Origin of the sequence: Pseudoalteromonas sp. 1_2015MBL_MicDiv (genome assembly GCF_002407505.1) — a bacterium.
Taxonomy (GTDB): Bacteria; Pseudomonadota; Gammaproteobacteria; order Enterobacterales; family Alteromonadaceae; genus Pseudoalteromonas; species Pseudoalteromonas fuliginea.
The window spans coordinates 3,050,481-3,071,681 of record NZ_CP012737.1 but is presented as its reverse complement, the minus strand read 5'-3'; the positions used below and the strand labels follow the sequence as shown (position 1 = coordinate 3,071,681).

Annotated in this window: 20 protein-coding genes and 1 tRNA gene; 12 read left to right on the top strand and 9 right to left on the bottom strand. The window is 39.6% G+C overall.

Going from position 1 to position 21,201, the window contains the following annotated elements; genetic code table 11:
* Positions 1 to 103: 103 nt before the first annotated feature.
* Positions 104 to 1,615, bottom strand: coding sequence for a leucyl aminopeptidase (pepA, locus tag AOR04_RS13690; RefSeq protein ID WP_096793662.1), 1,512 nt, complete (start codon positions 1,613 to 1,615; stop codon positions 104 to 106).
* Positions 1,616 to 1,903: 288 nt separating this feature from the next.
* On the opposite strand from pepA, the gene lptF reads away from it, so the two are divergent.
* Both lptF and lptG read left to right on the top strand, forming a co-directional pair.
* A complete protein-coding gene (gene lptF, locus AOR04_RS13685) occupies positions 1,904 to 3,016 on the top strand; it encodes an LPS export ABC transporter permease LptF (protein WP_007377062.1) in 1,113 nt (370 codons plus the stop codon).
* Positions 3,013 to 4,080 (top strand): LPS export ABC transporter permease LptG, encoded by a 1,068-nt coding sequence (lptG, locus tag AOR04_RS13680; RefSeq protein WP_033015376.1) that lies wholly within the window; start codon positions 3,013 to 3,015, stop codon positions 4,078 to 4,080. The genes lptF and lptG overlap by 4 nt, the downstream gene beginning before the upstream one ends.
* 99 nt (positions 4,081 to 4,179) lie before the next feature.
* Here the strand turns inward: lptG and AOR04_RS13675 are convergent, their stop codons facing one another.
* Together AOR04_RS13675 and AOR04_RS21720 are read right to left on the bottom strand one after the other, a co-directional pair.
* Positions 4,180 to 4,674: an RDD family protein gene (locus AOR04_RS13675; RefSeq protein ID WP_007377060.1), complete on the bottom strand. Its 495-nt coding sequence runs from the start codon at positions 4,672 to 4,674 to the stop codon at positions 4,180 to 4,182.
* Between the two features lie 62 nt (positions 4,675 to 4,736).
* A complete protein-coding gene (locus AOR04_RS21720) occupies positions 4,737 to 4,886 on the bottom strand; it encodes a hypothetical protein (RefSeq protein WP_008134996.1) in 150 nt (49 codons plus the stop codon).
* 70 nt (positions 4,887 to 4,956) lie between these two features.
* On the opposite strand from AOR04_RS21720, the gene AOR04_RS13670 reads away from it, so the two are divergent.
* Positions 4,957 to 5,041 (top strand) — tRNA-Leu (locus tag AOR04_RS13670).
* 363 nt (positions 5,042 to 5,404) lie between these two features.
* On the opposite strand, the gene AOR04_RS13665 is transcribed toward AOR04_RS13670, so the two are convergent.
* Complete coding sequence (locus tag AOR04_RS13665; protein ID WP_096793661.1) at positions 5,405 to 5,788, bottom strand: DUF1842 domain-containing protein; 384 nt, start codon at positions 5,786 to 5,788, stop codon at positions 5,405 to 5,407.
* Positions 5,789 to 6,321: 533 nt separating this feature from the next.
* Here AOR04_RS13665 and AOR04_RS13660 point away from each other — a divergent pair.
* The 4 genes from AOR04_RS13660 to AOR04_RS13645 all read left to right on the top strand — a co-directional run bounded on the left by AOR04_RS13660 (position 6,322) and on the right by AOR04_RS13645 (position 9,949).
* Entirely contained in the window at positions 6,322 to 7,311 is a 990-nt protein-coding gene (locus AOR04_RS13660; RefSeq protein WP_096793660.1) for a fatty acid desaturase, read from the top strand.
* Between the two features lie 382 nt (positions 7,312 to 7,693).
* Complete coding sequence (locus AOR04_RS13655) at positions 7,694 to 8,986, top strand: amidohydrolase (protein ID WP_096793659.1); 1,293 nt, start codon at positions 7,694 to 7,696, stop codon at positions 8,984 to 8,986.
* Between the two features lie 234 nt (positions 8,987 to 9,220).
* On the top strand, positions 9,221 to 9,634 hold the full coding sequence (locus AOR04_RS13650; protein WP_007377055.1) for a GFA family protein: 414 nt from the start codon (positions 9,221 to 9,223) through the stop codon (positions 9,632 to 9,634).
* 93 nt (positions 9,635 to 9,727) lie between these two features.
* On the top strand, positions 9,728 to 9,949 hold the full coding sequence (locus AOR04_RS13645; RefSeq protein ID WP_007377054.1) for a hypothetical protein: 222 nt from the start codon (positions 9,728 to 9,730) through the stop codon (positions 9,947 to 9,949).
* On the opposite strand, the gene AOR04_RS13640 is transcribed toward AOR04_RS13645, so the two are convergent.
* Positions 9,938 to 11,134, bottom strand: a complete 1,197-nt coding sequence (locus AOR04_RS13640; protein WP_096793658.1) for an MFS transporter — start codon at positions 11,132 to 11,134, stop codon at positions 9,938 to 9,940. The two genes, AOR04_RS13645 and AOR04_RS13640, sit on opposite strands and share 12 nt — an antisense overlap.
* A gap of 106 nt (positions 11,135 to 11,240) precedes the next feature.
* On the opposite strand from AOR04_RS13640, the gene AOR04_RS13635 reads away from it, so the two are divergent.
* A complete protein-coding gene (locus tag AOR04_RS13635) occupies positions 11,241 to 12,035 on the top strand; it encodes an AraC family transcriptional regulator (RefSeq protein ID WP_096793657.1) in 795 nt (264 codons plus the stop codon).
* Positions 12,036 to 12,042: 7 nt separating this feature from the next.
* Here the strand turns inward: AOR04_RS13635 and AOR04_RS13630 are convergent, their stop codons facing one another.
* The 3 genes from AOR04_RS13630 to AOR04_RS13620 form a co-directional block, all read right to left on the bottom strand.
* Positions 12,043 to 14,103 carry a TonB-dependent receptor gene (locus AOR04_RS13630; RefSeq protein ID WP_096793656.1) on the bottom strand — a complete coding sequence of 687 codons (2,061 nt, stop codon included), beginning with the start codon at positions 14,101 to 14,103 and terminating at the stop codon, positions 12,043 to 12,045.
* A 74-nt stretch (positions 14,104 to 14,177) separates the two neighbouring features.
* Positions 14,178 to 14,834 (bottom strand): YoaK family protein, encoded by a 657-nt coding sequence (locus AOR04_RS13625; RefSeq protein WP_096793655.1) that lies wholly within the window; start codon positions 14,832 to 14,834, stop codon positions 14,178 to 14,180.
* 90 nt (positions 14,835 to 14,924) lie between these two features.
* Positions 14,925 to 15,626 (bottom strand): substrate-binding periplasmic protein, encoded by a 702-nt coding sequence (locus AOR04_RS13620; RefSeq protein ID WP_096793654.1) that lies wholly within the window; start codon positions 15,624 to 15,626, stop codon positions 14,925 to 14,927.
* Positions 15,627 to 15,751: 125 nt separating this feature from the next.
* Here AOR04_RS13620 and AOR04_RS13615 point away from each other — a divergent pair, with 125 nt between their 5' ends.
* The 3 genes from AOR04_RS13615 (at position 15,752) to AOR04_RS13605 (ending at position 18,257) form a co-directional block, all read left to right on the top strand.
* Complete coding sequence (locus AOR04_RS13615; RefSeq protein ID WP_096793653.1) at positions 15,752 to 16,000, top strand: TIGR03643 family protein; 249 nt, start codon at positions 15,752 to 15,754, stop codon at positions 15,998 to 16,000.
* A 114-nt stretch (positions 16,001 to 16,114) separates the two neighbouring features.
* On the top strand, positions 16,115 to 17,194 hold the full coding sequence (locus AOR04_RS13610) for an endonuclease/exonuclease/phosphatase family protein (RefSeq protein WP_096793652.1): 1,080 nt from the start codon (positions 16,115 to 16,117) through the stop codon (positions 17,192 to 17,194).
* A 211-nt stretch (positions 17,195 to 17,405) separates the two neighbouring features.
* Entirely contained in the window at positions 17,406 to 18,257 is an 852-nt protein-coding gene (locus tag AOR04_RS13605; RefSeq protein WP_096793651.1) for a hypothetical protein, read from the top strand.
* A gap of 314 nt (positions 18,258 to 18,571) precedes the next feature.
* Here AOR04_RS13605 and AOR04_RS13600 read toward each other — a convergent pair whose 3' ends face one another.
* Positions 18,572 to 19,948 carry an NAD-dependent succinate-semialdehyde dehydrogenase gene (locus tag AOR04_RS13600; RefSeq protein ID WP_096793650.1) on the bottom strand — a complete coding sequence of 459 codons (1,377 nt, stop codon included), beginning with the start codon at positions 19,946 to 19,948 and terminating at the stop codon, positions 18,572 to 18,574.
* A 199-nt stretch (positions 19,949 to 20,147) separates the two neighbouring features.
* On the opposite strand from AOR04_RS13600, the gene AOR04_RS13595 reads away from it, so the two are divergent.
* Positions 20,148 to 21,188: an NAD(P)H-dependent flavin oxidoreductase gene (locus AOR04_RS13595; protein ID WP_033038008.1), complete on the top strand. Its 1,041-nt coding sequence runs from the start codon at positions 20,148 to 20,150 to the stop codon at positions 21,186 to 21,188.
* Positions 21,189 to 21,201: the final 13 nt, after the last annotated feature.

Sequence of the window (21,201 nt, the reverse complement as noted above, 5' to 3'; positions counted from 1 at the left end):
AGAGGCAGATTTTGCCATATAACGCGTTTTGCTTCAATTAATACACAAATAAATAAGGCGCCAAACGGCGCCTTATAAACAGGTTTAAAGTTAAGTGTTCACTTTAATCTTGAGCGGCTTCACTTACGCCAGCTCTATTTAACAAGTACTGAGTAAGCATAGGAACAGGGCGACCAGTTGCGCCTTTTTTAGCGCCACTTTTCCACGCTGTACCGGCTACGTCTAAATGCGCCCAATGATACTTTTTAGTAAATTTAGACAAGAAACATGCAGCGGTAATTGTGCCAGCAGAACGTCCACCTAAGTTAGTAAAATCAGCAAAAGGGCTATCTAGCTGATCTTGATAGTCGTCCCACAGTGGCAACTGCCATGCACGGTCACCACTTTGCTCAGACGCTTTTAATAAATCGTGTGCAAGTGGGTTATGGTTTGATAGTAGACCAGTCGCATGCGCGCCAAGGGCTACAATACAAGCGCCAGTAAGTGTTGCTACGTCAATAACCGTATCTGGATTAAAGCGTTCAACGTACGTTAGCGCGTCACACAATACTAAACGGCCTTCAGCATCGGTGTTTAACACTTCAACCGTTTGCCCTGACATAGTTGTTAAAATATCACCCGGGCGATAAGCATTTGGACCAGGCATGTTTTCACAGCCCGCTAAAACACCAATAACGTTAATTGGCAATTGCATTTGTGCAAGCGCACGCATTGCGCCAATAACACCTGCAGCGCCGCCCATGTCGTATTTCATTTCGTCCATGCCTTCGCCTGGTTTTAACGAAATACCGCCTGAGTCAAATGTTAAACCTTTACCAACAAGTACAATGGGTGCTTGGTCATCGGCTGCGCCTTTATAGTTAATAATCGACATAACAGATTCATTAACGCTACCACGACCAACAGCTAGGTAAGAGTTCATGCCTAGCTCTGCCATTTGCTCTTCGCCAATAATATCAACAGTGATGTTGTCAAAATTAGTTGCCAGCTCTTGTGCTTGCTCACCTAAGTAAGCAGGGTTACAAATATTTGGTGGCATATTGGCTACGTCTTTACATAACTTGCTACCTGCAGCAATGGCTAAACCATGCTCAATGGCACTTTCGCCAATAGTTAGTTCACGGCGTGTTGGCACGTTGAATACCATTTTACGTAATGGACGACGAGGGTCTACTTTTTTGCTTTTTAATTGGTTAAACGTATATAAACAATCTTGCGTAGTTTCTACCGCTTGGCGCACTTTCCAGTAGGTGTCGCGACCTTTAACGTGTTGTTCTGTTAAAAAGCATACCGCTTCCATTGAACCAGTATCGTTTAAGGTATTTATTGTTTTAGAAATAATTTGTTTGTATTGTTTATCGTCAAGTTCGCGTTCTTTACCACAGCCTACAAGCAATATGCGCTCGCTTAATACATTAGGTACATGATGCAATAATAAAACTTGACCTGGTTTACCTTCTAAATCACCACGGCGAAGTAAGTTTGAGATATAACCGTCACTGATTTTATCGAGTTGTTCACCAATGGGGGATAACCTACGTGGCTCGTAAACGCCAACTACAATACATGCGCTACGTTGTTTTTCTGGGCTACCACTTTTTACGCTAAATTCCATTGTCACTCCTGGTTTTGAGTCGATTAGGCTATTAAATAGGGGCTAAAAAAAAGATTTCTAGTCTAATAACTCTAATATTAGCTGATTTTGCTAGACTCTTACTGTGTAATTGAACTTTATATGCTTAAGGGCTACTAATGCAACATTATATCGTGCTCTTAGGTAGGATAATTAAATTTGATGGCTTATAATAATGGCTAATTTGCCAGTACAAGCTGCGTAAAATAGCTATTTAACTATTAAATTATCACTATCTTAGTGAAATTCCATGTTTAACAGGGGCGAGCATTGCTAATTTTCCGTTATTTGACCTCAGAAGTTTTAAAATCGCAGGTCGCCGTATTTTTAACTCTAATGACCATTTTTTTGTCACAAAAGTTAGTTGTTATTTTAGGCGATGCCTCCGAGGGTAGTATCCCTGCCAAACTAGTTCTGTCGATGATTGCACTTAAATTACCGCAATTAGCCTCTTTAATACTTCCGCTGAGTATATTTTTAGGCATTATTTTAGCTTACAGCCGTATTTATGCTGATAGCGAAATGACCGTGCTTAAAGCCTGTGGCGTAAGTGAATGGTACGTTGTGCGCGTTACGCTTATATCAAGTGCAGGGTTGGCATTTTTAGCCGCAGCGCTCACCATGTACATCGCACCATGGGCAAGTGAGCAAGAGTACCAATTAAAAGAACAAGCTAAAGCCGATGCCGGTTTATCCGCGCTAAGAGCTGGGCGATTTCAAGAAACCGGTAACGAAAAAGCCGTGGTATTTATTCATAATATTGAAAAAGGCGGCAAAGAGCTTAATAAGGTATTTGTAGCGCAACTACCTAACAGCGAAAAAGATAACCTTGCACGCCTAGTTTACGCAGAACAAGGCGTAGTAGTAGAAGCCGTTAATGGTGAACAGCAGTTAGTGCTTACTGATGGTAAACGTTATGAAACTGACGGTTTAACACCTGCACTTAATTTAACTGAATTTGACGGCTACAGCGTACAAATCCGCGATCAAGAAATAGAGCATCAACGCCGTAAGCTAGAAGCGGTGCCAACTAATCAGTTGCTGGCAATAAATACCCCTGAATCTATAGCACAATGGCAGTGGCGTCTCGCTATTCCACTTTCTATTCCACTGCTTACTTTGCTTGCTGTGCCATTAAGTGTTGTAAACCCGCGTCAAGGTAAGTTTGCTAAATTAGTGCCAGCTATTAGCTTGTATTTGGGTTATTTTATTTTACTTAATGCAGCTAAATTTGCAGTTGAGGATGGTAAAATACCACCATCAATAGGGTTGTGGTGGATCCACATAAGTGCCCTATTTATAGGTGGGCTATTAATAATTAAAGGGCGTCCACTGGGCGCTTGGCTTAAAGCTGTTGTAACTAAGCGAGAACTAGGCTCATGATGAAAACGCTTGATTGGTATTTAGGCCGCAGTATTTTACAAACAACAGGCTTTGCCTTATTGGTATTAGTGGGTATTAGTACCCTCATAAAATTTATTGAACAGTTAAAATCGGTAGGGCGTGGTAGTTACGACTTAATTACCGCAATGCTTTACACTTTATATACTATACCGGGTGACCTTGTTGTATTTTTCCCTATGGCTGCGCTAATTGGCGGATTAACGGGTTTAGGTGCACTCGCCTCAAACAGTGAGCTGGTGGTAATGCAAGCGGCAGGTATGTCGCGTTTACAAATAATCGGCTCGGTAATGAAAACGGCCGTATTTATGGCTTTTTGTATGATGGCACTTGGCGAGTGGGGTGCACCAGAGGCGCAGCTGCACGCTAAAGAAATGCGTAATCAGGCAATACATGGCGGTGATGTATTTAATGCGCAAAAAGGCGTATGGGCTAAAGATGGTAATAACTTTATTAACATAGAAGATGTTGATCAAAATGGAATGCTGCATGGTGTGTATATGTATCATTTTGATAAATCATTAGATTTGACTCAAATTACTAAAGCAAAAAATGCTTTGAGTCGTAATGACGGTTGGCTACTTCGTGATATAAATAAGGTAATTATCACCGACGAAAAAATTACCACAGAACAGGTGCCTGAAGAATTTTATGCCTCACAACTCACCGCTGAAAAGCTGGGTGTTGTATCAGTCAAGCCAGAGTCGTTATCGTTTACTGGTTTATGGTCGTATTTAGGGTATTTAGAACAAAATGAGCAAGACACTAGTACCTACGAGCTTGCCCTTTGGCGTAAGTTTATGCAGCCTGTATCTGTTGCGGTAATGCTGCTGGTGGCGCTCTCGTTTATATTTGGCCCACTACGTACCGTTACTATGGGGGCGCGTATTATTATGGGTGTTGTAACCGGTATCGTGTTTCATTTAACTAACGAAATATTTGGCCCAGTGGTTATGGTTTATCAAATACCAGCTATTGTAGGTGCTGTATTACCAAGCATAATATTTATAAGTTTTGCGACATACTTGATGAATAAACGAGTTTAATGCTTTTAAAATAGTGTAGGTAATAAACTTATAAACTTATAAACATAAAAAAGCGTGACAGTAGCCACGCTTTTTTACTTTAAAATAAGTGATATAGGTTCAATCTAGCTCACGATAAATACGCTTGTTTTCTTCTTTTGTTAGTGCAATTACTTCGGTTTTAGAAATATAATCTTGTAATGCATTTTTGTTTTTAAAATCAACTAACACCACTAAATTGCCTAGCCCAAGTAGTGAGCTTACACAGCGGATAATCGCTTGAGGCCAGCTAATAAGGTTACCGTCGAGTGTTTGTACTTTTAAACGCCATGCGCGCATACCAATGGTTTGGCCACTTTTAGTCCAAAAGTAAGCAAAAAAGAAAATGTTTATACCTACAAATAACGTACTTCTAATTCCGTATAGCAGTGGGGAATCCTGTATATAAGCTGCAGGATCTTCTGCTTGAGCAATAAAACCCAAGGCACTTAGTCCTTGAATTACTGCAAAATAAAGTATGGCTGTAAGCATAGATAAAGAAATTACGACTAAGGCATCGTAAATTAAAGACGCAAAACGACGCCAAAAACTCGCCCGTGGAAACTTACCAGACATAAAGACACTCTCACTATTAATATGCTCGCTAGTTTAGCAAAAAAGCTTACAAATACTAAGTGCTATAGTTTAGCGATACTATTTAACCTAACAATCTCTTTTGTAAATGTTAATAGATGGCTAAATGTTAAGCGGTTGATCATGCTAATGTCATAAAACGCTTGCTGCTGCATGTATTGTTTGTATAATGCTTGGCATAGAGACGAAGGCATATAAACAAACCTTAGCTCTAAAGTGGTTTTTCTTTATCTTCTCGTGTTTAGAAGGTTAAAGAAAAATGACGCCAGCGTGATGAAATTGGTAGACATGGGGGATTCAAAATCCCCTTCCGAAAGGAGTGCCGGTTCGAGTCCGGCCGCTGGTACCACTTTTTATAGCCCCTACTAGATTTAGCAGGGGTTTTTTTATGCCTGAATTTTGAGTGATTAGCTTAAAGTATTACTAATAATATAGCGCAGATATAATATCAATTCGTGATAATTCTTAATTAATTTTAGGGATTAAACCTGATACCAACTGCATTTGAAATTCCTGCCTTGTTATCGGCAAGGTTTTTTACCTAAAAATAGGCCCCATACAATAAGTAGAACGGTATAGTTTAAGTACTCTGTTTTAACTTCTGATTGCTTTACTTACGTGCTGTTTATTTTTGTTGTAATGAGGGGGTTTTGCAAGACTGTAACAGCGGCACTTAAATGTATTAAGTGCCGTTAAAAATATTTTCTTTATATTAGTCGATTAAACTTACTTGGCCTTGGTAAGTATTATCACCAACCGAAAAGCTACCTTTACCATTCCATTGATTATCTACTGCGAAGCTTGCCGTGAATGGCGACTGATAGCTACCAATTGCAGGTGGTGGGAAGGATACAATGGCTTGGCCAGTTACTGCACCAACTTTGGTTACGTCATTGTAACCTGTTGCATGCATATGCCCTGATGCGCTAGAAGTAAATTGTGGCGCATGCTGAGTTCCCTCTAAAATGGCCCCATTTGCTCTACCATTTAATGATCCTGTTTTTGGATCTACTGATAATTGTAATTCCATAGAACCACCACCAACAACGCCAGATTTAAACTGTAGTTTAACCAGATATAAGCTTTCGTTAGACATTTTAATCTTCCTTTTTAAGTGTGTATGAACAATATTTAGTGGTTTTTCACTAACTAACCTAAAACCCGGGTAAAGATTTACTAACATATTGAACTGTATTGATATTTTTTATAGCTAGGTTTTTTCAGTGAAAATAAGGTGAATTCACCGCCAATAGCGGATCTGATTCAAATGAATTCAACTCAGTTAGCGCTGAAAATAGTTGCTTGAGATTGATTTATTATCCAGAACTCAGATTAACTAAGAAAAGTGTAGAACGATTGCAGCTAAATATGTATTACAGAGCATTACAGGCAAAGGTGTCCCTAATTAGATGTTTGGATCTCGAAAATCATGTGATTAAAGCCAGAGTAGTTGAATATAAAATATAGTAGGTATGAGTTTAGTCGTGTGTGGTCTCGTTATTATTGTATTTATTGCTGTGCGAAAGCACACTTTAGCATCAAGCGTATTGTAATTTTTTATTGTCATTTTTTTAGATGTTACGCTTAATTCAGGTATTATTTGTACATCAAGTTTTTTAAGACATCATCATGACCCAATTAAGTGCCAAACAGAACATTCAAGCGATTGTTAAAGCAATCAAGGCAGAAGAAGTGTTACTTCGTCAAAAACACCCATTACTTGCACATCAAAATACCTTAGGGTTAATTATTTTATTGCTGTCGCTTAGCGCATTAACTGGTGTTGGTGTTTTATATTATTTAGCCATCATACCTGCTTGGGTATGTATAGTACTTGCGGCTATTGCTGCGTCTATTTCCCATGAGTTAGAGCACGACCTTATACATAAACAATACTTTAGTAATCAGCCTTTCATGCATAATTTTATGATGTTAGTAGTATGGTTAATGCGGCCAAATACTATTAGCCCATGGTACCGACGTAAAATGCATTTACACCATCACAAAACCTCAGGCACACAACAAGACCTAGAAGAACGCTTGGTTGGAAATGGCATTAAAAATCCATTTTTACGTGCGCTAGTTATTGTAGATGGGTTATTAGGGTTAGTTATTTCTACCAAACGTTTTAGAAAAGAAATTAATGGCTTTAGTTTTTCGAGTGTTTTTAATGCAGGATTTCCGGTAACAACTGTGTATTTTGCTATTTTATACAGCGTTATTGTGTTTCATAGCGTTGATTTTTTTATACCACTTTCGCTAAATTCACCTAGCTGGGTACTAAGTATAATGAATGTGTTTGAATTTTTAATGGTCGTGCTCATTGTGCCTAATATTATTCGTTCAAGCTCGCTTAATTTTGTTACCTCAAGCATGCATTACTATGGCGGCGTTAATAACATGCTTGAGCAAACTCATGTACTAACGAGTCGTTTATTTATGCCGTTTCACTTGTTTTGTTTTAACTTTGGTAAAACGCATACCATTCATCATTTTGTGCCAAATCAGCCATTTTATTTACGCCAAATGCTAAGTAAAAAAATACTTAAAGTAATGGCGCAGCATAACGTGCGCTTTAACGATTTTGACAGCATTAAAAATGCGAATGCGTATAAATAATTACCCCCAACATAAGGGGAGGTTCTGCATTGCTATTCTTATTATATAGTTTGAATAGCAATTATGTGCCAAGCCCATTACCCGTGAATTTACTCTACCCATCGCAACGTTTATTAAGCCCGACTGTCCGTGCGTTGGTGGACTATTTAGTGCCATTTTTAAATCAACAAAAGCAAAAGTGGTAGGCTTAATTAGCGCTAAACCTTCACACTAAAAATAGATAAAGCCCCCCATAGTTGGGTATCTAGCTTAAATGGGATTGATTATTGTAGAGCCTTCAGTAATAGTGGTTATAGAGCGAACTAATTATGTTCTCAATAATACATAAGGGCTCGTGCTCATCAATATTATAAAACCAATAAATATAATAAGGACAAACAGGATGAAAAAATCACTAATTTCAGTAGCGCTGGGCTTTGCTGCCCTAAGTGCATTTAATGCCAATGCAAACATTGATCAGCAAGTGGAAAAGGTAGAGCAACAGGTTATTGATTGGCGACGTGATTTTCATCAAAACCCTGAGCTTGGAAATCGCGAAACCCGCACAGCAGGTATTGTCGCTAAGCACTTAAAGTCGCTGGGTATGGAAGTACAAACAGGGATTGCTTATACAGGCGTTGTGGGGCTATTAAAAGGTGCAAAGCCTGGCCCAACAGTAATGCTACGCGCAGATATGGATGCGCTGCCCGTTACTGAAAAAGCCGATGTTGATTTTAAATCAACTAAAACCACTAATTACCGTGGTGTAGATGTAGGCATAATGCATGCTTGTGGGCACGACACGCACGTGGCTATGCTAATGGGCGCTGCACAAGTGCTTGCAAACATGAAAGATGAGCTACACGGTAATATTATGTTTGTATTTCAGCCTGCAGAAGAAGGCGCACCGGAGGGGGAAGAGGGTGGCGCTGAGTTAATGCTTAAAGAAGGCATATTTAAACAATACAAACCAGAAGCTGCTTTTGGGTTACACATAACATCTAGTTTGCACAGCGGTAAAATTGGTTATAGAAGTGGCCCTGCAATGGCCAGTGCAGACCGATTTGAAATAACTGTACATGGCAAGCAGGCACACGGCTCTGCACCGTGGACTGGGGTTGACCCCATTGCCGCAGCTGCGCAAATAGTAACAGGCGTAAATCATATTGTTAGTCGCCAAATCAACATTACCAAAGAGCCTGCTATTGTCTCGTTTGGTAAGATAGCGGGTGGGGTACGTAATAATATTATTCCTGAAGAAGTCGAAATGGTAGGCACAATTCGTAACTTTGATATGGATAACCGAGCACAAATATTTGAAAAAATAAAAACCACAGCCACGCACATTGCTAAATCGTCAGGTGCAACTGCAGAGGTACACATTCACGAAGGTTATCCGGTAACGATTAATAACCCAAAGTTAACTGCGCAAATGTTACCTAGCCTTAAAAAAGCAGCAGGTAATGAAAACGTAGTTGAAATGGGAAAAATAACCGGCGCAGAAGACTTTTCGTTTTACGCATTAGAAGTGCCGAGTGTGTTTGTATTTTTAGGCGGCACACCAAGTGAGCAAGATTTAAATACAGTGGCTAGTAATCACTCACCTTATTTTTATGCCGACGAATCATCGTTTAAAGTAGGCACTAAGGCGCTTAGCCTGTTAGCTGTTGATTATTTAAACGCACATAAAAGATAGCTTAAACACACCACGTTACGCTATTAGCTTAACGTGGTATTGCTGTTTTATTTAAAACATCGCATCATGTTTGTAGCACTTGCTCAACTTTGAAAAAATCACTCTCAAAAATTAAAAACCTAACCGAATATACAAATGAACCGGCGAGCAATTTTTTATATTTTAAAAATAATGAATCGATACTGCCGGTCTTATATCTCGATTCAATCTTCATAAGCATTAAGGATTTAAATAATGGAAATTACTGGAAGCTGTTACTGTGGTGAAATTAAATACCAGGCAAAGTCTCAAAATAACAATGCACTTGTTTGCCATTGTAGCGATTGCCAACGTATGTCGAGCGGCCCATTTAGAGCCGTTATAATTGCAGAGCCAAATTCGGTAGTATTTACCCAAGGTGAGCCAAAAGAGTTTGTTAAAACAGCGCAAAGTGGTAACAAACGTGCGCAAGGTTTTTGTGGCACATGTGGTACAACACTTTATGCAACTAACGAAGCTAAAGCTGACCGTGTATATGGTTTGCGTATTGGTGCGGTTGATCAGCGAGATCAATTTACGCCAACAGCACAAATTTGGGCTAAATCAACATTGAGCTGGTTGAGCGGCTTACACGAAGTACCTGCATTTGATACAACCCCACAAAACTAGTAATACTGATAAAAAATCACTTTTTAGTAAGCGGTTTGAAATTTATTTAACCAAATGACTGTCTACTTATAAGTCAGTCATTTGGAGAATAATATGTGTAGTTCACCTAAAAGCAGCCGAGCAGTAAATAAAACTGCAATAAACTTTAATGATGAGCTTACGCAAGAGCAGCGCTTGCGTTTTGCTGCAAAAGCTAATTTAGCACAAGAGCGCCGTGAACAGCGCGAAGCAACTAATAAACGTTATGAGCAAAAACACACGAGCAACAAACCTTCGTCTGGTTTATTTTCGTGGTTACAGCAGCTAGTTAGCTGATTTAGCTAAAGTGGTGTTTTTACCACTGCCCAAACCACATAAAGCACACAGTACTCCTGCAATAGCGCACAGCCATAATGGCGCACTCCAACTTCCCGTAGTCGTGTGTAATACACCAGCTAGCATAGGACCAATAGCCGCGAGCAAATAACCTACGCTTTGCGACATACCTGAAAGCGACGCTGCTTGTTGCGAATCGTCAGTTCGTAAACTAATAAACGACAGCCCCAATATAAAACATGCCCCAGAGCAAAAGCCCAGCATTAGGGTCCAAACAAAAGCAAAGCTAGGCATGTAAAGCAGCCCCAATGCACTGAGTGCACTCAACATGGCTAAAATAAAGCTAAGCGCGCTTTGATCTTTTAATTTGGCAAGTAACGGAATTAATATTAAACCCGGTAATGCAGTCGCTATTTGAAAAGCCCCATGATAAGCACCTGCTTGGGTAGCTGAGTGACCGGTTTCGGTTAATATGCTTGGTAACCACGTAATAATTATATAATTTAAAAATGAGTTTAAACCCAGCAGTAGGGTAATTTGCCATGCTAGTAAATAACGCCAAACACTTTTTGACGTGTTAGCGTGTTGAGCAATACTCGCGGGTTTTGTGTGCTTACTTAATTGCGACATCCATACAATAATACTCGCCAGAGTAATAATGGCTGATGAGCCCAGCGCAAGTTGCCAGCCTAATCCGTTTAACTGACTCAGCGGAAAAACCAAAGTAGAAAATCCGCCCGATACAACGCCCATTGTTAGCACGTAGGCTGAGGTCATTAACGCAACCTTTGCAGGGAAGTCGCGCTTAATTAAACTTGGTAATAATACGTTTGCTATAGCAATACCTACACCAATAATAGCGGTGCCTACAAAAAGCATGGCTGAGGTATTTATTACTCGCGCCGCAACCCCTGCAAGTATAAATAACAAAGCTACAAACAAGGTGCGCTCTAGCCCTTGCTTTTTAGCAAGAGTTGCAGCCATTGGCGATACAACCGCAAAGGCAATGAGTGGCAGTGTTGTTAAAAAGCCAGCTTGTGATGCGCTAAGCCCAAAGTGATTAATAATTTGTTCAAGCACAGGTGCAATACCTGTAAATGTGGCGCGTAAATTTGCGGCAATAAGTAATATGCCAAGCACAAGTAATATGCCAGCAAAGCGTGATTTAGGTGTGTTATTTAACAAAAGGGAAGACCATTAAAGCTAATACTTAATGGGCGCTAGTATAAAGGCTTAGCAAAAACTATAATTTAGAGATAATGACATTAAATAACTAAAAACAGACAAAACTATGTTTGATGCAATTGGCTGGGACGACATTAAAAATTTTGAAACTATGGCGCAGCCCATAATAGCCAAAATAGAGCATGCCCATGCAAGTCAAGAAATACCACTGCATACCCATCCTAAAGGGCAATTAATTTTAGCGCTACATGGTTATGTAACGTGTGAAGTGTCGGCCAAAATGTGGATGGTGCCTACGCACAGTGCAATTTGGATCCCAGCACAAAAGGTGCATAGTAATAGGGCGTCTGATAACGCGCAGCTTTGTCATTTATTTATTGATAGTAGTAAAAACGGTATGCCGCTAAATACCTGTACGTTAGCTATTACGCCGCTGGTTAAAGAGCTAATGTGTGAGTTGGCTGGGCATAATCAGTACTATACTATAAATAGTAAAACAGCGCGTTTAGCGCAGGTGTTATTTGATCAACTTATTGAAATGCCCGTACAACCACTTGATTTTGTATTATCTAAAAACGAGGTAATTCAAACCATGAGCGATCAGCTTATAAATATGCCAAACAACCGAAAAACACTACCACAATGGGCTAAGCAGTTTGCATTAACTGAGCGCACATTAGCGCGGTTAATTAAAAAAGAAACAGGCATGACATTTGGAAAATGGCGTACGCAATTGCATATAATTACAGCCTTAAAAGCGCTTTCTGATAAGCAAAGTGTGCAGCAGGTGTCGGAGTTATTAGGGTATGAGTCGGTGAGTGCATTTATTACTATGTTTAAAAAGGTAATGAAAAAGTCGCCCATGAAATACATGAGCGATTTAAATCAGCTTAGCCCTTAAATAAGCATTACCACGTATAAGTTGCCGAAAGCATCGTGTTACGAGGCCTACCCGGGAAGTATCTCTCGCCGGTAAAACTGGTGTAATCGGCGCGCTCCGCATAAGCCTCATCAGTTAAGTTAATAATACGAGCAAGTAGCTCAAGATTACTAGTAACTTGCCACTGTGCGCGTAGGCTTAAAACATCATGCCCTTGGTATTTATTTAAGTTTTCTGGGTCGGTGTAATAGTTACCAACGCGGTGCCACTGCAAAGCAAATTGCGCGTTGTTTAATGCCTGCCATGTTAAATCGAGATTAGCAATATTACGCGGCGCGGTGTCTATGTCGTTGCCGTTTATATTTAAACCGTTAAGTATTTGGTTGTTAGTATAAGTATGCTTTGCGTGAGTGCCAGCAAAGTTAAGTGCAAGCGACTTAGTGAGCTGGTAGTCAAGCTCAAGCTCTATACCACGATGGCGAGAGCTGCCATTATTTACCGTAAAAAAGTCGCTATCGCGGTAAATCGTATTGTGTTTACTCATAGCGTAAACAGACACGCCATAACGTAGCTTTTCGTAAATCCCTTTAATACCCAGCTCTGCGTTATTCGCTATTTCGGCGCTTAAATTTGCAGTAGTTTGCTCGCGTTGTAATTGGTATAGCTCAGCCGCTTGTGGCGCTCTGTAACCGCGAGAAAAGTTTGCATAAAGCGTGTTATTTGTATTGTACTGATAACTTACCCCAAGCTTTGGCGATAGATTACTAAAACTATTTTTAGTACTCGCTGGGCGGCTGTATCGGCAGCCACCAAATCCGCATTCTGTGCCATCGTCTTTTGTTCTACCAGCTAGCATATTATTGGTGTAGTCGTACTGCATATGCTCGTAGCGCACACCTGCGGTAAGTAACCATTTATTTAATTGCCAATCAATAGATGCAAAAGGCGCATAAAGCGTCGCGTTTACATCGTAATCGTAATGCTTACCTTGTGGCACTGTAGCAACTAAAAATGCAGAACCTTGAGTGGGCTCATTTTGACTTTGAGTAAAGTCGGCTTGCGTGTATTCGCTATCAAGCCCGAGGTTTACTTTTACATTGCTTTGTAAATTATGTTGATAAAGCGATTGCACACCAAAGCCAGTTTGACTGTTTTTTTCAAGCGGTGTGCCGGGTAAAAAATGCTTAAAAAAGTCCATGCTTTGGTCGCGAAAATATAACGTAGTAGAGAGCACATCATCGTTATTTAATTGCCATGTTGCATTGCTCCATGCTCTAAATGCACGAGCTTTTCTAAATGCGTCAGGGTCAAAGTTTTTTTGCGCGAGGTCTTCGTTTTTATAGCTTTCAAAGCCTGTAATAAACCCAGCCGTTTGCTGATCAAGATTTGTGTAAGTAAGGCCTGAGGTAAGTAATAAATTATTATTTGAATAGCGATGGCGAATATTTACTTTTTGTTGCTCTACGCTTTCGTCGTCGCGGTAACCGCTATCATCGGTAACACTTGCGTTAATGCCGATACCGCTGTTGCCGTAATCTTGTCCTGCACGTAATTTGTAGCGGGTATAGCCGTACGAGCCATAGTCTAAACCAACTAAACCACCGCCTTGAGTAGTGTCGGGTGTTATTACATTAATAACACCATGCACAGCGTTTGAACCATAAAGTGCAGAGCCAGGGCCTTTTAGCACTTCAATGCGCTGCGCCATTTCGCTGTGCGCTTCAAATAACTCGTTTATGTTACAAAACCCAGCGGCTCTCAGTGGTATACCATCTTCTAAGGTTAATATGCCACCACATGCGCCTGCGCCCGAAAGTACCGAAGAGCGAAGTGCGGGTAAATATTCTTGGCCATTTCCGCGTTGAATATTAGCACCCGCTACACGTTGCAGGGCTTCTTCAATATGGGTAGGCGCTATGCTATTTAGCTGCACTTCGCTGAGTGTGCCTATTGATAAAGGAAGCGGGGTAGATAGCGCTTCAATACGTGATGCCGTAGTTGTTATTGTTTCTATTGCATCATTATTTTGATTATCGGCAAACGCAGTGTGGCTAAAGGGTAATATCAGCGGCAAAAAATAAGGTTTCATACATTCCTTGAAAGTAATCTGTATTGCATTGCCTCTATAATATGCGGTTTTAATATGCATTTAAACTTGTTGCGTTAAAGCGTACGTAACCTATAAACCCGATACGTAATTGATAAAACAAAACAAGCCACAGCAGGAAACACCAAAGCCAGCACTAAGTAATGCTTAAATAAAACGTAGCCGGTTATACCGCCTAGTAAAAAGCCTGCAATAATGAGTAAAAACATAACGCCTTTACGGGTATCAAATTGCTCACCTTTAAGCGCTTTACCTATCATTAAACCAAGGTCAGTAAAAATACCGGTTAAGTGTGTGGTACGAACTACTGCGCCACTGTAATTAGTTGCTAGCGCATTTTGTAACCCACACGCAGCAGACGTTAAAACAATGCCGTAAACGAATGTGTTTTTGAGTAAATAAGCACTTGCAAGTAGTAGCAATCCTTCAATAAAAAGCAAAGTGTCGTAATGACGACCAAGTTTTAATGAGCCACCAGAGAGCAAAAAGCCCGACAGTGCCGAACCCAACATAAAGCTAACAATTATTGAAAGTAACAATAAGGCAGTACTGGGATTAGTTATTGCTTTAATACCAAGTAAAGTAACAGAGCCAGATATATGCGAAATAGCCTGGTGCTCAAATCCTAATAAGCCTACAGCGTTTACTATGCCCGCTATAAATGCGAGCGTAAACGCGCCATATTCAGCCCACTTTGGTAGTTTTGTAAACATTGCTTAGATCTTATTATTTCTATGTAGATAGGTTTATATCATACACCTAAAGGTATTTTTTTTAGGAACATAAAATAAAGATAAACGCATTTAGTCATCGTTTTTGTTAAGTCGCTTTGCTTGAAAAGCTTTAATTTGCTGATCGACTTTATGTGTATCAATGACTCCAAATTTAAATGCGATATACACAGGAAGTTGAAATTCATTTAATTCAATAGAGGTGATGTTTTTGAAAGGTTGTGTGTACCAAAGGCCAGCTTGGTAATTTGTAATAGCGTACTGCACTCGTCCTTTTTTAAGGAGCTTAAACGTGTCTTCGCTAGAAAGTGAACGCATTATATTATTTGAATCTATTGCGTACTTTTTGGCAATTTCTACTGGTAAATCAACGCCTCTGAGCATTGATATTGCAGCTTGAGATAAATTATTATTAATAACGTTTTGATCGTTAATCGTAAACAAGCCAAATTTAGTTATATGCAGCGGCACCGTTGTAAAGTCTAAGTATTTAGTACGCTCTGGATTATTGCCTAATGAAAAATAACAGTCAAAGTTATCTTTTTTCATTTCTTTTTGAACACGTGCCCAAGGTAAATGCACTAGTTCAATATTTAATTCTAGGTTGTGCTCAATAAACCTTAAATATTCAATATCTAAACCAGTAAATGTTTCGGTGTTAGTGTCATATATTGTAAAAGGGGGGTAGTGAGTAGTAACACAGCGTATGATTTTATTTTGCGATGCAAATAACGGTGTTGAATATAAAATTATAAAAAAGAAAATTACACGCATTAAGCCAAAACCCAGTTTTTTTTATTAGTGTAGAAGATTATGTTTGATTATCCAGTCTGGTGCGTTTAACTGTACTGATCTAAGTAAATATAAAAAGCGTATTAACACAATTTGAGCAAATCTAAATGTTTAACGCAGAGCAACAATCACGAATTATAGAAATGGCATGGGAAGACAGAACCCCTTACGAGGCAATAGAACAGTTATACGGATTAAAATACCCGCAATTGGTGGTTTTTATGCGTGAAAATATCTCAAATGGTAGCTTTAAAGTTTGGCGTAAACGCCATGCTGGTCGCAAAACAAAACACTTAAAACTACGTGACCCTGCTATTATGCGTAGTCACTGTAAAACACAATATAAACAGCGATGAGTTAGCTTAAATTTTAATGGCTGGCAATTTCATTCGTTGTTCATACCCGTTTGTTAAACTCATAGATTAATCCCAGTTATTAAATTCACTAAGTTAACTTATAAGGATATTAAAATGCTCATTGCGCTGGCTATCATCATCGGCTTTTTTTTACTGGTTACCTTGTTACCTATGTCTTACAGCCAACACTATTTAGTGCGTAGTTGCGACTTTGTGCGCTTACAAGTGTTTTATATTGCCAGTTTAGTCACTGTTACTTCGTTATTTTTATTATGGCAAAGTAGCGCAATAGGCTATGTATTTATAGCCTTAACCTCATTGCTTATAATGATTTTACAAGGTAAATGGATTTACCCGTATACGTGGCTTGCTAAAAAAGAAGTGCAAAGCGCACCTAAGCACATCGACCATAGCATACGAATTATGTCGGCAAATGTACTTATGTCGAACCATAAAAGTGAGCAGTTAATTAGCCTTGTTGATGAGCATCAACCCGACCTACTCATTACGCTTGAGAGCGATAGCTGGTGGGAAAATAAATTATCAGTCATTAAAAAAAATTACCCATATTACATAGAATGCTCTAAAGACAATCGTTACGGCATGCACTTATACAGCAAGTTTAAAATACTCGATGCACAAGTATGTGAGCTAATAGAAAAAGATATTCCCTCAATTCATATTTTGTTTGAAAACGATGAAGGCCTGCAAATGCAAGGGCACTTTATTCACCCCGCACCACCAAGCCCGACAGAGGAAGACTCATCGCGCCCGCGCGACTCGGAGCTAATAATGGTCGCTAAAGCGCTTAAAAACCCAACACGACCTACCATAGTTGCCGGTGATTTAAATGATGTAGCTTGGTCGCGCAGCACCCGCTTGTTTATGCAAATAAGTGGCTTTTTAGACCCTCGAAAAGGCCGAGGTTTTTATAATACTTTTCATGCAAGTTACTTTTTTATGCGCTGGCCACTCGATCACTTATTTCACAGCCCAGGTTTTAAAGTAAAGCGTATTAAGCGCCTAGCTAAATATGGGTCTGATCACTTTGCGTTGCTCACTGAGCTTATCTACGAAAACGCTAATCAGCAATCATTAGAAACTAAATCCAATGAACTTAAGCAAGAAGAAATTCAAGAGCTTGCCATGAGTAAAGCAGATAAGCGAAAAGTGCCAAGATTTGAGGAACAATAATAGCCTCAGTCATACTAATCAAAGCTTAGAACTTGATTATATTTAAGCGCTAATCTTCAGTTTCATCTACAAATATTTAAACTTGAAGTATTGATGAATAATTAACTTATTTCAGCAGATAATTGAATTAAAAGTGAAAGAAGACATAAGTTATCAGATTTGTTAGATTGTAATGTATAGATATTTGGCTGTTGATGCATTAAGGAACCTCATGGACGATAGTACACTAGATAGAATTGCTGAATTTATTTGTGGTAATGGAGAAAACCATCCTGAATATCGTTCTAGCTCAAAGATCACAAGTTTTTTTGAGCGATCTGGATTGCCTCAATTTATCCATGATGGCTCAACTCGACAGTGGTGGGTACATGAAAAGCTTAAAGAATGTAATCGTGAACAATTAGCTGCTGTTCTCAAGCGTCTTTCATCACCAAAAGAATACAAAGGTGATAGAGATAAAATTAAAAGTGCATTAGTCATGCTGAATGAAATCCTCTATGTAGAGGGTTTCAGGATTAAATTAGAAGGTCTTGAACCTAAGTTTGAAAAATTTGATATTAACTTTTCAGATGAAAATGTAAAAACTTCTTCACTTTCTCCAATGCCTGCACCTGATTTTATGGCGTTAGGTCTTGAATCAGAAGTAGGAAAGATACTTGTAGATCGTTGGGAAGAAGCCCAGCGTTGCGTCGATTCTAAAGCCCACCTTTCAGCAATAATAATCATGGGTAGTATGCTTGAAGGATTATTATTAGGAGTTCTTCAAAGAAACCCCGGTAAAGCAAATCAGTGTACTACTGCGCCTAAAGATTCAAAGTCAGGAAAAGTAAAAAGTTTCGCACATTGGAAGCTAGCTGAAATGATTGATGTGGCACATAACGTAGGTTGGTTAGGTATGGATGTTAGACAGTTCTCTCATGCACTTAGAGGTTTTCGTAATCTAATACATCCTTATGAGCAAATGGCTAGTAAAATGTACCCTGATGCAGATACATGTGATATTTCTTGGTTAGTTGTTCAGGCCGCAGTAAATGATTTAGCTAGAGCATTGAAAAACGACTAAACACTTAGGTGATATAAGTGTCTACGATTAAATATAAAATTAGACCACGATATTTATTCCCCATTAAAGGCTATGTTTGCAGTCTTTGACTCCTCAGATTAAAAGCGCGATGTAAAATCGCCCCTACGAATATATCTAAAACTCGGTACTGTCTCTTACTAAAAACTAAGTATTGTTTCCTGAAAATTACTTTCTAAAAGCTATAAATAAAAAAGCCTAAAGTGGTTACCCACTTTTAGGCTTGATAATTTTTGTATTTTAAACACGTATTAAAAATCTTTATTTAAAACGCGCATTTCATTTATGTAGCTAAATTAGCTGGCGATCATAATGCTTTTAACATTTACGAATTCACGCATACCAAAGCCGCCATGTTCTCGGCCGTAGCCACTGCCTTTAACGCCACCAAACGGTAAGTTAGGTTGTGCTAAACCGTAGCCGTTAATGTTGATCATGCCGGTGTCGAAGTACTTTTTAGCGAGCTCAATGGCTTTTTTCTCATCTTTTGAGAAAATACCACCGCCTAAACCGTAGCGAGAGTCGTTAGCAATGCGCATTGCGTCGTCGTTGTCTTTGGCTTTAATAAGCGAAGCAACTGGACCAAATAATTCGTCGTCGTAAGCAGGCATACCTGGCGATAAATTATCAAGTAGCGTTGGTGGGTAGTAGTAACCCGTTTGCGATGGTATTTCGCCGCCCGTTACTATGTTTGCACCTGCTTTTACTGACTCCATTACTTGGTCGTGAATGCCGTCGCGTAAATCTTCACGTGCCATTGGGCCTAAGTCTGTGTCATCTGCCATTGGGTCGCCCATTTTCATGGCTTCAAACTGCTCTTTTATTTGCGCTTTAAAGTCATCGTAAAGTGACTCAACAACAACATAGCGTTTAGCTGAAACACATGTTTCGCCATTGTTGATCATGCGCCCGGTTACACAGGTTTTAACTGCAAGCTCTAAATCGGCGTCATCGAGTACTAAGTAAGCGTCGTTGCTGCCCAGTTCTAACACTGTTTTTTTAGCGTGTTTACCCGCTTCTTCAGCTACTTTTTTACCTGTGGCATCACTACCCGTAAAGGTTACGCCGCTAATTGCCTCGTGAGCAATGAGTGAGCTGGCGGTTTTACCATCGATGAGTAAGTTGTTGAAGCAGTACTCTGGGAAACCGGCTTGCTTAAATAGCGCTTCAATTTTTTCAGCCATGCCAAATACGTTACCAGCATGCTTTAATACGGTTGTGTTACCTGCCATGATGTTAGCGGCGCTGTAACGAATTACCTGATAAAGCGGGAAGTTCCACGGTTGAATACCCAGTAGTACACCCGTTGGTTGGTAGCTAATGATTGCACGGCCGCCATCCATCTCGCGATCTTCATCGGCAAGTACTTGTGGGCCGTTTTCAGCAGTATAACGACAAATGCCTGCGCACAGCTCAACCTCTTGTAAGCCTTGCTTGTACACCTTGCCCATTTCTTCGGTCATAAGTTTTGCAATCGCTTCTTTTTGCTCTTCAAAAAGTGATGCTAAGTTATTTAAATATTTCGCGCGTTCAGCGAATGACGTTAAGCGCCATTTTAAATATGTTTCGTGAGATTTTTCTATTTCCTGCTCCGCTTCTTTTTGAGAAAGCAGTGTATAGGTTTCAATGGTTTGCTCAGTTGCGGGATTAATCGTTTTAACTGTGTTACTCATTTATATCTCCTTACTAATTATGTATAGGTAGTAGTGCAAAACGAACACCAACTATTTAAAGATATAAAATTAAGTGTAACCTATTGTTATTTGTAGTTTTTTGTTTTTATTTGTGAGTGTGCTTATTTTTTATTTAGTTAGTTTTCTGATATGTTCTGTAAATAATGCAAGTTGCAGAAAAAATTACATGGAGAATAAAATGATACGGACACTTTTTGATATTTCAGTTGCGCTAATACAAGCGCCTATGGCAGGTGTGCAAGATGCCAACTTAGCTGCGAGTGTTTGTGAGGCTGGTGGGCTTGGCTCATTACCATGTGCGATGCTTTCTAATCAGCAGCTTATCGAACAGCTAGAGTTGCTTAGCCGCTCAACCAGTAAACCTTATAATCTTAACTTTTTTTGCCATTCAACCTTGCAATATACCAAGCTGCAAAAACAACAATGGCATTCATTATTAGCTCCTTATTTTAATGAATACGCGATTGCTGAAAGTAGTTTAACGGACGAAGCTTCTCGACAGCCAATAAATCAAAGTGTTATCGATATTATTGCGCCTTATAAACCTGCCGTGGTGAGTTTTCATTTTGGTTTACCTGCGCCTTCTTTGCTTGAACAAATTAAAAGCTGGGGAACAAAAGTCATTTCTACCGCAACAACTGTTGAGGAAGCTAAATGGCTTGCTGATAATGGTGCTGATGCTGTTATTGCCCAAGGCTTAGAAGCGGGCGGACACCGTGGTCATTTTTTATCTATGGATTTAAGTTTGCATAAAAGTACGGCTGAACTAGTGCAAGAATGCGTTGCGCACGTATCAGTTCCTATAATTGCTGCTGGTGGAATTGCAACTGAGGATGATGTAGCACATATGCAAACATTAGGCGCATCAGGGGTACAAGTTGGCAGTGCGTATTTACTCTGTAATGAGGCAACTACGTCAAAGCTTCATCGTGATGCTATTTTAGCTCAACAAAAAGATAGTACCGCGCTTACTACGTTGTTTTCAGGTCGTGCTGCGAGAGGCGTTTGTAATCGCGTTATGCAAGAGCTTGGTGCAATACCTGCACATGTGCCACCATTTCCTTACGCAAGTATTGCAATAACGGCTTTAAGAAGTAGAGCTGAATTGCTAGGTGGTAGTGGCTTTTCACCTTTGTGGTGTGGTCAAAAATACATTCCAAGAGAGAACATTAGCGCAGCTCAGATTACACAAATATTAATGCAAAAATGGTCTGTATAAATGCGTAGCTGTA

Bases quoted from the DNA above. Each gene is read 5' to 3' on its own strand.
- pepA (WP_096793662.1), bottom strand. From the start codon at position 1,615: ATGGAATTTAGCGTAAAAAGTGGTAGCCCAGAAAAACAACGTAGCGCA.
- lptG (WP_033015376.1), top strand. From the start codon at position 3,013: ATGATGAAAACGCTTGATTGGTATTTAGGCCGCAGTATTTTACAAACA.
- AOR04_RS13675 (WP_007377060.1), bottom strand. From the start codon at position 4,674: ATGTCTGGTAAGTTTCCACGGGCGAGTTTTTGGCGTCGTTTTGCGTCT.
- AOR04_RS21720 (WP_008134996.1), bottom strand. From the start codon at position 4,886: ATGCCTTCGTCTCTATGCCAAGCATTATACAAACAATACATGCAGCAG.
- AOR04_RS13665 (WP_096793661.1), bottom strand. From the start codon at position 5,788: ATGTCTAACGAAAGCTTATATCTGGTTAAACTACAGTTTAAATCTGGC.
- AOR04_RS13660 (WP_096793660.1), top strand. From the start codon at position 6,322: ATGACCCAATTAAGTGCCAAACAGAACATTCAAGCGATTGTTAAAGCA.
- AOR04_RS13655 (WP_096793659.1), top strand. From the start codon at position 7,694: ATGAAAAAATCACTAATTTCAGTAGCGCTGGGCTTTGCTGCCCTAAGT.
- AOR04_RS13650 (WP_007377055.1), top strand. From the start codon at position 9,221: ATGGAAATTACTGGAAGCTGTTACTGTGGTGAAATTAAATACCAGGCA.
- AOR04_RS13645 (WP_007377054.1), top strand. From the start codon at position 9,728: ATGTGTAGTTCACCTAAAAGCAGCCGAGCAGTAAATAAAACTGCAATA.
- AOR04_RS13635 (WP_096793657.1), top strand. From the start codon at position 11,241: ATGTTTGATGCAATTGGCTGGGACGACATTAAAAATTTTGAAACTATG.
- AOR04_RS13630 (WP_096793656.1), bottom strand. From the start codon at position 14,103: ATGAAACCTTATTTTTTGCCGCTGATATTACCCTTTAGCCACACTGCG.
- AOR04_RS13625 (WP_096793655.1), bottom strand. From the start codon at position 14,834: ATGTTTACAAAACTACCAAAGTGGGCTGAATATGGCGCGTTTACGCTC.
- AOR04_RS13620 (WP_096793654.1), bottom strand. From the start codon at position 15,626: ATGCGTGTAATTTTCTTTTTTATAATTTTATATTCAACACCGTTATTT.
- AOR04_RS13615 (WP_096793653.1), top strand. From the start codon at position 15,752: ATGTTTAACGCAGAGCAACAATCACGAATTATAGAAATGGCATGGGAA.
- AOR04_RS13610 (WP_096793652.1), top strand. From the start codon at position 16,115: ATGCTCATTGCGCTGGCTATCATCATCGGCTTTTTTTTACTGGTTACC.
- AOR04_RS13605 (WP_096793651.1), top strand. From the start codon at position 17,406: ATGGACGATAGTACACTAGATAGAATTGCTGAATTTATTTGTGGTAAT.
- AOR04_RS13600 (WP_096793650.1), bottom strand. From the start codon at position 19,948: ATGAGTAACACAGTTAAAACGATTAATCCCGCAACTGAGCAAACCATT.
- AOR04_RS13595 (WP_033038008.1), top strand. From the start codon at position 20,148: ATGATACGGACACTTTTTGATATTTCAGTTGCGCTAATACAAGCGCCT.